The sequence below is a fragment of the Microbacterium sp. 05N427 genome, assembly GCF_056397105.1.
Genome location: NZ_JBFTMT010000007.1, coordinates 327,844 through 338,649 on the forward strand (window position 1 = coordinate 327,844; position 10,806 = coordinate 338,649).

Here is a 10,806-nt window from a genome sequence, read left to right on the forward strand (position 1 = left end):
GTCGCGTGACGGGAACGGATCCGGATCCATCGTGGTTCGGACCGAGCCGTCCTGGCTAGACTGACCGGCAGTGACACGGGGTGCCGCATCCGCGGCTGAGAACACACCCGTCGAACCTGATCTAGGTCGTACTAGCGAAGGGATGTCGCGATGAGCGCGCGTCTGGAAACAAAGTCCGAATCCGTGGTGGAATCCGCCGCGGACCTTCTCGCGGAGCTGCGGGCGGAGCCCCCGCTCGTGCACTGCATCACGAACTCGGTGGTCACCGGGTTCACCGCCAACGTGCTGCTCGCGCTGGGAGCCGCGCCCGCGATGGTGGACATCACGGGGGAGGCCGGCATGTTCGCCGCGATCTCGTCCGGGCTGCTGGTGAACCTCGGCACTCCCACGCCCGAGCAGCGCTCCGCGAGCCTCGAGGCTGTCGGCGGTGCGCGCACGGCCGGCACCCCGTGGGTGCTTGATCCGGTCGCGGTCGGCGCACTGCCGGTGCGTACGGCGCTGGCGCAGGACCTGCTCGCCCTGCGCCCCACGGTCATCCGCGGCAACGCCTCGGAGATCCTCGCCCTCGCCGGCCAGAGCCAGGGCGGGCGCGGTGTCGATGCGCTGGACGGCACAGAGGCCGCGGCCGACGCGGCCCGAGACCTGGCCAGGGTCACCGGGGGAGCGGTGGCCGTGTCCGGCCCGGTCGATCTCCTCGTCGACGCGGATCGCGAGGTCCGCATCGCGAACGGCGACGTCCTGCTCACCCGTGTCACCGGCGGCGGCTGCGCGCTCGGCGCGGTGATGGCTGCCTTCCTCGGCGCCGCGCGACGGACGGGCGACAGCCCTCTGGTCGCCGCCGCTGCGGCCACGCTGGTCTACACGCTCGCCGCCGAAGACGCTGCGGCGCGGTCGGGAGGACCCGGATCCTTCGCCGTCGCCCTGCTCGACGACCTCGCCGCGATCCGGCCGGAGTCCCTCGCGGCGCGCGCCCGGGTCGACGTCGTGACGATCGAGACCGCGGGGGCCACGGCATGACGCTCGCGGACGTCGCCACCGCGCCGCGCCCCGCGCGCACCGCGCAGGCGGGCGCCCGGCGCCGGCTCACGGCCGACGACCTCGCCCTCTACCTCGTCACGGACCCCGTGCTGAGCGGCGCACGCGGTGTGCCCGCCGTCGTCGACGCCGCCGTGGCCGGCGGCGTGCGGATCGTGCAGCTGCGCGACAAGGACGCCGATGACGGGTCGATCGTGGAGCAGCTCGTCGAACTCTCCGAGGTCATCGCCGGTCGGGCACTGCTCGTGGTCGACGATCGTCTCGACGCCGTCGTGGAGGCGCGGCGCCGAGGCGCGCGCGTGGACGGCATCCACATCGGTCAGTCGGACGTGTCGCCGCTCGTCGCCCGTTCGGTGCTGGGCCCCGACGCGATCGTCGGGCTCACGGCGAACCAGCCGGCGCACCTCGAAGCCGCGATGGCGCTGCCGGCGGGCACGGTCGATTACCTGGGCGTTGGCGTGATCCACCCCACGACGACCAAGCGCAACCATCCGCCGGAGCTCGGCGTGGCGGGGTTCGCCGCGTTCGCCGCGGCGAGCCCGTTGCCGTGCGTCGCGATCGGTGGCATCGAGCGGACCGACGCGGCTGCGCTCCGCGCCGCGGGAGCGGCGGGGGTCGCGGTGGTGTCGGCGCTGTGCGCGGCGCCGGATCCGCGCGTCGCCGCACGCAAGCTGCTGCGCGCCTGGGGCGCGGGCGGGGTGCCCCGCGTGCTCTCGATCGCGGGCAGCGACCCGTCCGGCGGGGCGGGAATCCAGGCCGACCTCAAGGCCATCGCTGCGAACGGCGGCTACGGCATGGCCGCGATCACCGCACTGACCGCACAGAACACCCGCGGAGTCAGAGGCGTGCACGTCCCGCCCGCCGCGTTCCTGCGCGCCCAGCTCGACGCGATCAGCGACGACGTGCGGATCGACGCCGTGAAGATCGGGATGCTCGCCGGATCCGCGGTGATCGCCGAGGTCGGATCCTGGTTGCAGGAGCACCGGCCGCCCACCGTCGTGCTGGATCCGGTCATGATCGCCACCAGCGGCGATCGGCTGCTGGACGCCGAGGCGGAGCACGCGCTGCGCGCCCTGCTGCCTTTGGCCGATCTCCTCACACCGAACCTGCCGGAGCTCGCCGTCCTCGCGCGAGAGCCCGCGGCCACGAGCTGGACCGGCGCCCTCGCCCAGGCGCAACGGCTCTCGGCCGAGACGGGTGCGCTGGTGCTCGTGAAAGGCGGGCACCTCGGCGGCGACGAGGCGCCCGATGCGCTCGTCGGTCCCTCCGGGCCGGTGCGCGAGTATCCCGGATCCAGGATCCGGACGGCCAGCACGCACGGCACCGGCTGCTCGCTGTCCGCCGGGCTCGCGACCCGCCGGGCGGCCGATCACGACTGGCGGGATGCGGTCGCCGAGGTGCGGTCGTGGCTGCGGGAGTCGATCGCCGCCGGCGCCGGACTTCAGGTCGGATCCGGTCACGGCCCGGTCAGCCACTTCGCCGGGCTGTGGCGGCGCGGAGGCCTCGAAGCCGCTCCTGGCCGCGCGGCGATCGCCGCGGAGTGGTGGTCCTCGATCGCCCCGATCCGTCGCGCGATCGACGACCTGCCGTTCCTGCGCCGCCTCGCCGACGGGAGCCTGCCGGAGACCTCGTTCCGCTGGTACCTCGCGCAGGACGCCCTGTACCTGCGCGACTATGCGCGCACGCTCGCGGAGGCGGCGCGCATCGCACCGGACTCGGCCGAACAGGCCTTCTGGGCGCACTCCGCCGAGCAGTCCGTGATCGGCGAGCTGCAGCTGCACGCGAGCATGCTGTCGCCGGAGGGAGTCGGCGACGAGACGTTCCGCGCAGATCCCGCGCCCGCGACGGTCGCCTACCTGGACCACCTGCGCGGTGCGGCGTTCGACGGCGACTACCGGGTGCTCATCGCCGCGCTGCTGCCGTGCTTCTGGATCTACGCCGATGTCGGCACGCGGCTGCACGCGCAGGCGGGAGGCGACCCGGCGCATCCGTTCGCGTCGTGGCTGGACGAGTACGCGGACCCGCGTTTCGCGGAAGCGACGGACGAGGCTATCCGGATCGTCACGGCGCATGCGGCCGCCGCGGATGAGCGCACGCGCGAGCGGATGCGGATGGCGTTCCTGCGCTCCAGCGAGCACGAGCGCGCCTTCTTCGCCGCCGCCGGTCCCTGAGCGCCCTTCGTCTCGCCTTCGGCTCGCTCAGGGACCGCTGCGCGAGACGAAGGACGATTTGGACGAGAGCGCCCTCTCGCGATATCGTCACCGCATGCTTCCGGCTCCGCACGCGACCACCCAGACGGGTGCTGCCGCGGTGCGTCGACGCCGTACGGGCGACCGCCGACTCTAGGCGACCCTGCGCTCCCGCGTCGACGCGGCGGAGTGTCGGCGTCGCCGCCTCCGGCCCCGCATCGCACTGCTGCCGCGCGCCGTCTTCTTGGGCGTCGTGGGCAGGCCCGACCGTTAAGGTGGAAAGCATGACGTATTCCGTCGCCGTCTCCGGCGCATCCGGTTATGCGGGCGGCGAGATCCTTCGCCTGCTCGCGAACCATCCCGACGTCGAGATCCGCACCGTCACGGCGCACTCGAACGCCGGACAACCGCTCTCCGAGCACCAGCCGCACCTGCGCTCCCTGGCGCACCTGACCCTGCAGGACACGACGCCCGAGATCCTCGCCGGGCACGACATCGTGTTCCTCGCGCTGCCGCACGGCCAGTCGGGGCAGTACACCGACGCGCTCGGTGACGTCCCGCTCGTGATCGATGCGGGCGCCGACCACCGGCTCACCTCGCATGCCGCGTGGGACGCCTTCTACGGCGGAGCCTTCCACGAGCCGTGGACGTACGGCGTCCCCGAGCTCCTGGTCGGGGACGGGAAGCAGCGCGAGCACCTTCGTGGCGCCACCCGGATCGCGGCCCCCGGCTGCAACGCATCCACGGTGAGCCTGAGCCTCGCACCCGGCGTCGCGGCGGGTGTGATCGACCCCTCCGACATCGTGACGGTCCTCGCCGTCGGGCCCTCGGGCGCGGGCAAGAGCCTCAAGCCGCACCTGCTGGGCAGCGAGATCCTCGGATCCGCCAACCCGTACGCGGTCGGCGGCACGCATCGGCACATCCCCGAGATCCGGCAGGCGCTCGCGGCCGCGTCGGGCGCTGCGCCCGAGGGGATCCGGATCTCGTTCACCCCCGTCATCGTGCCGATGGCACGGGGAATCCTCGCGACCTCGACCGCCCCCATCGCCCCCGGCGCCACCGACGCGCAGATCCGCGACGCGTGGCAGGCCGCCTACAGCGACGAGACCTTCGTGCAACTGCTGCCGGAGGGATCGGTTCCGCGCACCGCCGACGTGCTGGGTGCCAACACGGCACTCATCGGGCTCGCGATCGACCGCGCCGCGAACCGCGTCGTCGTCGTCACCGCCGTCGACAATCTCGTCAAGGGCACCGCGGGCGCCGCCATCCAGTCCATGAACATCGCGCTCGGCCTCACCGAGACCACGGCGCTCACCATCAACGGAGTCGCCCCATGAGCGTGACCGCACCCCAGGGATTCGAGGCGGCCGGCGTCGCCGCGGGTCTCAAGTCCACCGGAAAGCCCGACGTGGCGCTGGTGGTGAACCGCGGTCCGCGCAAGGTCGGCGTCGCGGTGTTCACCAGCAACCGCGCCAAGGCCAACCCGATCATCTGGTCGCAGGAAGTGGTGAAGGACGGCGTCGTCGAGGCGGTCGTGCTGAACTCCGGCGGAGCGAACTGCTTCACGGGTCCCTTCGGGTTCCAGACCAGCCATCTCACCGCGGAGCGTGCCGCTGAGCTGCTCGGCGTGAGCGCCGGCGACGTGGTGGTCTGCTCCACCGGCCTCATCGGCACCGGCGACGAGGTCTTCCGGGGCAGAGTGCTGGCGGGTGTGGAGGCCGGCGTCGCGCAGCTGAGTGCCGAGGGCGGCGAGGCCGCGGCCGAGGCGATCATGACCACTGACACGGTCGCCAAGACCGTCGCGGTGAGCCGCGACGGGTGGACCATCGGCGGCATGGCGAAGGGGGCGGGCATGCTCGCCCCCGGGCTTGCCACGATGCTCGTGGTGCTCACCACCGACGCCGAGCTCGACGCGGCGGACGCCGATGCCGTGCTGCGGCGCGCGACCGGCGCGACCTTCGACCGGCTCGACTCGGACGGGTGCATGTCGACCAACGACCAGGTGACCCTGCTCGCCAACGGCGCGAGCGGGATCCGCCCCGATCTCGACGCGTTCGCGGCGGCGCTGACCGAGGTCTCCGACGAGCTGGCCCGCAAATTGCAGGACGACGCCGAGGGCGCCAGCCACGCGATCTCGATCGAGGTCGTGAACGCCGCGGACGAACGGGACGCCGTGGAGGTGGGCCGGTCGGTCGCGCGCAACAACCTCTTCAAGGCGGCGATCTTCGGCAACGACCCGAACTGGGGACGGGTGCTCGCCGCGATCGGTACGACCAGGGCCGCGTTCGATCCCTACGACGTGGACGTATGGATGAACGGCGTGCGGGTGTGCACCGCCGGCGGCCCCGACCGTCCGCGCGAGGAGGTCGACCTGACGCCGCGCGCGACGCACGTGCTGATCGATCTCAAGGTCGGCGACGCTGCGGCGACGATCCGCACGAATGACCTCACTCACGATTACGTGCACGAGAACAGCGCGTACTCCTCATGAGCGACCTTCAGCACACCGCGCCGGAGGAAGCAGCGCTCAAGGCACAGACCCTCATCGAGTCCCTGCCGTGGCTGAAGAAGTTCCGCGACCAGATCGTCGTCGTGAAATACGGCGGCAACGCCATGGTGTCGGACGAGCTGCAGGAGGCATTCGCGCACGACATCGCCTACCTGCGCTACGTCGGCGTGCTGCCGGTCGTCGTGCACGGCGGGGGGCCGCAGATCTCGGACATGCTGCAGCGGCTGGAGATTCCCAGTGAGTTCAAGGGCGGGTACCGCGTCACCAACACCGAGGCGATCAGCGTCGTGCGGATGGTGCTCACCGGTCAGGTGAATCCCCAGCTCGTCGCGAAGATCAACTCGCACGGCCCGATCGCCACCGGCCTCAGCGGCGAGGACGCCGGCCTGTTCGGCGGACGTCGGCGCGGGATCATGATCGACGGCGAAGAGGTGGATCTGGGCCGCGTCGGCGACGTCGTGCAGGTGGATCCGACCCCGGTGCTGGATCACCTCGCCGCCGGACGCGTGCCCGTGGTGTCCAGCATCGCGCCGGATCTGGACCATCCGGGCCAGTCGCTCAACGTGAACGCCGACGCGGCGGCCGCAGCTCTGGCCACCGCGCTGGGCGCGGTCAAGCTGGTGATCCTCACGGATGTCGCAGGCCTGTACGCGGATTGGCCGAACCGCGACTCCCTGGTCTCGCACCTCACCACGGGAGAGCTGAAGAAGCTCCTCCCGTCGCTCCAATCGGGGATGATCCCGAAGATGACCGCCTGCCTGGAGGCCGTGGAATCCGGCGTGCACGCGGCGGCCATCATCGACGGACGGGTACCGCACTCGGTGCTCGTCGAACTGTTCACCAGCAAGGGAATCGGAACGGAGGTGGTGGCGGGATGACGTCGCCGGCCGAGGGAACATGGCAGCAGAGCGCGGATCGCGACCTGATCTTGAATGCGGGGCCGCGGTTCGAACTGCTCGTCCGCGGTGAAGGATCGCACCTGTGGGACGGCGAGGGGCGACGCTACCTCGACTTCCTCGCGGGGATCGCGGTAACCGCACTCGGGCACGCCCACCCCGTCTTCATCGAGGCCGTGTCCCGCCAGGCGGCCACGCTCGCACACGTGTCGAACTACTTCGCCACGCCCCCGYAGCTCGAGCTCGCGGCGCGGCTGAAGCGCCTCGCCGGAACCGGGGACGAGGGTCGCGTGTTCTTCGGCAACTCCGGAACGGAGGCCAACGAGGCCGCGTTCAAGCTCGCCCGCCTGCACGGCAGCGCCGAGCGCCCGCGGATCCTGTCCCTCGACAACGCCTTCCACGGACGCACGATCGGTGCGCTCGCACTCACTGCGAAAGCGTCGATGCGCGATCCGTTCCAGCCGCTGCCGGGAGGCGTCGAGCACATCCCCGCGACGATCGAGGCACTCGAGGCGGCGATGGACGACCGCGTCGCCGCGCTGTTCGTCGAGCCGATCCAGGGCGAGGCCGGCGTGCTCGAGCTGCCGGAGGGCTACCTCCGCGCAGCGCGCGAGCTCACGACGAAGCACGGTGCGCTGCTCATCGTGGACGAGATCCAGACCGGCGCCGGCCGCACGGGTGACTGGTTCGCGTTCCAGCGCGAGGGAATCGTGCCCGACGCGATCACCCTGGCGAAGGGCATCGGCGGCGGTTTCCCGATCGGCGCACTCGTCGCATTCGGCGAGGCTGCGGCGCTCCTGCAGCCCGGGTCGCACGGCTCCACCTTCGGCGGCAACCCCCTCGCCACCGCCGTCAGCAACGCGGTGCTCGAGGAGATCGAGCAGTCCGGCCTCGTGCAGAACGCGCGGGACCGAGGCGTGCAGCTGCGCGAAGCGGTCGAGGGGATCGGATCCCCGCTCGTCACCGGCGTGCGCGGCCGCGGTCTGCTCATCGGAGTGGCACTGGCGGTCCCCGTCGCCGGCGACGTCGTCGCCGCGGCCCAGCGCCTCGGACTCGTCATCAACGCCGCCAACCCGTCCTCGGTGCGGATCGCCCCGGCGCTCACGATCGGCGACGCCGAGATCGCCGAGTTCACCGACCYGTTCACCGCCGCCCTCGCCGAGGTCGCGGCCACCGCACTCACGGAGATCCACGAATGACCCGCCACCTGCTGCGCGACGACGACCTGACCACGGTCGAGCAGACCGAGATCATCGACCTCGCGCTCGAGCTGAAGAAGGATCGCTGGGCGGACAAGACCCTCGCCGGTCCGCAGACCGTCGCGGTGATCTTCGACAAGTCCTCGACCCGCACCCGCGTCTCGTTCGCGGTGGGGATCGCGGATCTCGGCGGATCCCCGCTGATCATCTCGACGGCGAACAGCCAGCTCGGCGGCAAGGAGACCCCGGCCGACACGGCCAGGGTGCTCGAGCGCCAGGTCGCCGCGATCGTGTGGCGCACTTACGCGCAGGCGGGTCTCGAGGAGATGGCCGCGGGCACCCGCGTTCCGGTGATCAACGCGCTCTCCGACGACTTCCACCCGTGCCAGCTGCTCGCCGACCTGCTCACGATCCGTGAGCACAAGGGCGCGCTGGCAGGCCTCACGCTCTCGTTCTTCGGCGACGGCCGCAGCAACATGGCGCATTCCTACGTGCTCGCGGGCGTCACCGCCGGCATGCACGTGCGCGTCGCCTCTCCGGAGGCTTACGCGCCCCGTGCCGATGTCGTGGCCGACGCCCACCGCCGCGCGGCGGAGACCGGCGGATCCCTGACCCTGGTCTCGGACCCGGACGAGGCCGCGACGGGTGCCGACGTGATCGTCACCGACACCTGGGTGTCGATGGGCAAGGAGGAGGAGAAGGCGCAGCGCCTTCGCGACCTCGGCGCGTACAAGGTCACGAGCGCGACCATGGCGCTCGCCGATCCCGAGGCGATCTTCATCCACTGCCTGCCCGCCGACCGCGGCTACGAGGTCGACTCCGAGGTCATCGACGGGCCGCAGAGCGTCGTCTGGGACGAGGCGGAGAATCGCCTGCACGCCCAGAAGGCGCTGCTGGTCTGGCTCATCGGCAAGCAGGACCAGCCGAGCGATGCACTGAGCGAGCGGAGCGAGACGAAATGACCGCCGCGCACGGCACGAATCAGGGCGCCCTCTGGGGCGGTCGGTTCGCCGGGGGACCCAGCCCGGAGCTCGCCGAGTTGAGCCGGTCGACGCAGTTCGACTGGATCCTCGCTCCCTACGACATCGCCGGCTCGCATGCGCACGCGACCGCGCTCGAGGCAGCGGGCTATCTGGAGGCGGACGAGGCCGTGCGGATGCACGCGGGCCTCGATGTGCTCGCGGAGAGGATCGCCGACGGCACGCTGCTCCCGCAGCCCGCTGATGAGGACGTGCACGGCGCACTCGAGGCGGCGCTCATCGCCGAGGTCGGCGCGGATCTGGGCGGGCGCCTGCGCGCCGGGCGCAGCCGCAACGACCAGATCGCGACGCTCGTGCGCATGTACCTGATCGACCACGCGCGAGTCATCGCCCGAGAGGTGCTCGGCCTGGTCGACGCCCTCGTGGCCCAGGCGCAGGCGCATGACAGTGCGATCCTGCCGGGACGCACGCACCTCCAGCACGCGCAGCCCGTGCTGCTCGCGCACCACCTGCAGGCGCATGCCTGGCCGCTGGTGCGAGATCTCGAGCGGCTCGTCGACTGGCGCGCACGCGCCGGCGTCTCGCCGTACGGCGGGGGAGCACTGGCCGGATCCACGCTGGGACTGGACCCTGCCCTCGTCGCCCGCGAGCTCGGTCTGGACCGCCCTGCGGAGAACTCGCTCGACGGCACCGCCTCGCGCGACGTCGTCGCGGAGTTCGCGTTCATCACCGCGATGATCGGCGTCAACCTCTCCCGCATCTCCGAGGAGATCATCCTCTGGAACACGCGGGAGTTCGGCTTCGTCACCCTCGACGACGGCTACTCGACCGGATCCAGCATCATGCCGCAGAAGAAGAACCCGGACATCGCCGAGCTCGCGCGCGGGAAGTCGGGACGGCTCATCGGCAACCTGTCAGGACTCATGGCGACGCTCAAGGGCCTGCCTCTCGCGTACAACCGCGATCTGCAGGAGGACAAGGAGCCCGTGTTCGACTCGGTCCGCACCCTCGAGGTCGTGCTGCCGGCCTTCACGGGGATGGTGGCGACGCTGCGGTTCGACACGGTGCGCATGGCGGAGCTCGCTCCCCAGGGCTTCTCGCTCGCGACCGATGTCGCGGAGTGGCTGGTGAAGAACCGCGTGCCGTTCCGCGAGGCCCACGAGATCTCCGGGTCTCTGGTGCGCGCCTGCGAGCAGCGCGGCATCGGCCTCGAGGACGCGGACGACGCGCTCCTCGCCGAGGTGTCGCCGCTGCTGACCCCGGCCGTGCGCGAGGTGCTCACGATCGCCGGATCCGTCGCCAGCCGTGATGGCGTCGGCGGCACCGCCCCGGTGCGGGTCGCCGAACAGCGCACCGAGCTCGTCGCCCGCGCGCAGTCGGCTGCGCACGCGCTGGGGATGTGACCGAAGCACCGCATATCGGAAGCGGTTACACCCGCTGAAACCCCCTCCAGGCCACCGCCTGGCGGGGGTTTGGCGTTTCATCAGGCATTTTCTCGGGGTGCCGCGGGGAAGCGGGGCATGCGACACGCCCGGGCTGCGGCCACGATTTGCCGGAACCCCGGGATCCACGTAACTTATTACTTGTTCGCCCCAAGCGGTAGAGCGAAAGGCCGGAAGGTCTGACTCCCCAAGCGGCGAACGAAACCCGATCTCGACGAAGAACTTCCCTGGTGGAAGATCTTCGACTATGATGGGGAACTCCCACCTCAGGTTCGCCGCAAGGCGCAGCGAGGGGGAGTGAGATCAAGCCCTACTTGTGATGCCGCGAGGCTGAACTGTAGGAGCGTCCGATCCTTGAGAACTCAACAGCGTGCACTTGTCAAATGCCAATTTATTCCTCGTTCCAACTTTTTTGGTTGGTTTGAGAAATTCCTTTGGATCAAAGACCAACTCCTTTTGGGGTTGGCATTCGGATGAAGTCAGCAATGATGTCATCTCTTTGGTCAGTTTCAAACTCGCTGCTTACCGGTTTTCCCTGGTGGGTATGCATTGTTCT

At 70.8% G+C, this 10,806-nt stretch carries 8 protein-coding genes and 1 riboswitch; all 8 genes read left to right on the forward strand.

Annotated elements, in window-relative coordinates; all coding sequences use genetic code 11:
* Positions 1 to 66: 66 nt before the first annotated feature.
* Positions 67 to 160, forward strand: a riboswitch (TPP riboswitch).
* The 8 genes from thiM to argH all read left to right on the forward strand — a co-directional run bounded on the left by thiM (position 151) and on the right by argH (position 10,211).
* Positions 151 to 1,017, forward strand: coding sequence for a hydroxyethylthiazole kinase (gene thiM, locus AC1DG4_RS09690; protein ID WP_477377284.1), 867 nt, complete (start codon positions 151 to 153; stop codon positions 1,015 to 1,017). It overlaps the preceding riboswitch by 10 nt.
* Complete coding sequence (locus tag AC1DG4_RS09695; protein ID WP_477377286.1) at positions 1,014 to 3,206, forward strand: bifunctional hydroxymethylpyrimidine kinase/phosphomethylpyrimidine kinase; 2,193 nt, start codon at positions 1,014 to 1,016, stop codon at positions 3,204 to 3,206. The genes thiM and AC1DG4_RS09695 overlap by 4 nt, the downstream gene beginning before the upstream one ends.
* A gap of 302 nt (positions 3,207 to 3,508) precedes the next feature.
* The gene (gene argC / locus AC1DG4_RS09700) at positions 3,509 to 4,561 is read left to right on the forward strand and encodes an N-acetyl-gamma-glutamyl-phosphate reductase (RefSeq protein WP_477377288.1); all 1,053 of its coding nucleotides are present in this window, start codon (positions 3,509 to 3,511) and stop codon (positions 4,559 to 4,561) included.
* Positions 4,558 to 5,715: a bifunctional glutamate N-acetyltransferase/amino-acid acetyltransferase ArgJ gene (gene argJ, locus AC1DG4_RS09705; RefSeq protein WP_477377290.1), complete on the forward strand. Its 1,158-nt coding sequence runs from the start codon at positions 4,558 to 4,560 to the stop codon at positions 5,713 to 5,715. The genes argC and argJ overlap by 4 nt, the downstream gene beginning before the upstream one ends.
* A complete protein-coding gene (argB, locus tag AC1DG4_RS09710) occupies positions 5,712 to 6,611 on the forward strand; it encodes an acetylglutamate kinase (protein WP_477377292.1) in 900 nt (299 codons plus the stop codon). Before argJ ends, argB begins: the two co-directional genes overlap by 4 nt.
* Positions 6,608 to 7,828, forward strand: a complete 1,221-nt coding sequence (locus AC1DG4_RS09715) for an acetylornithine transaminase (protein WP_477421202.1) — start codon at positions 6,608 to 6,610, stop codon at positions 7,826 to 7,828. Before argB ends, AC1DG4_RS09715 begins: the two co-directional genes overlap by 4 nt.
* Positions 7,825 to 8,790 carry an ornithine carbamoyltransferase gene (gene argF, locus AC1DG4_RS09720; RefSeq protein WP_477377296.1) on the forward strand — a complete coding sequence of 322 codons (966 nt, stop codon included), beginning with the start codon at positions 7,825 to 7,827 and terminating at the stop codon, positions 8,788 to 8,790. The genes AC1DG4_RS09715 and argF overlap by 4 nt, the downstream gene beginning before the upstream one ends.
* Positions 8,787 to 10,211, forward strand: coding sequence for an argininosuccinate lyase (argH, locus tag AC1DG4_RS09725; protein ID WP_477377298.1), 1,425 nt, complete (start codon positions 8,787 to 8,789; stop codon positions 10,209 to 10,211). Before argF ends, argH begins: the two co-directional genes overlap by 4 nt.
* Positions 10,212 to 10,806 lie beyond the last annotated feature (595 nt).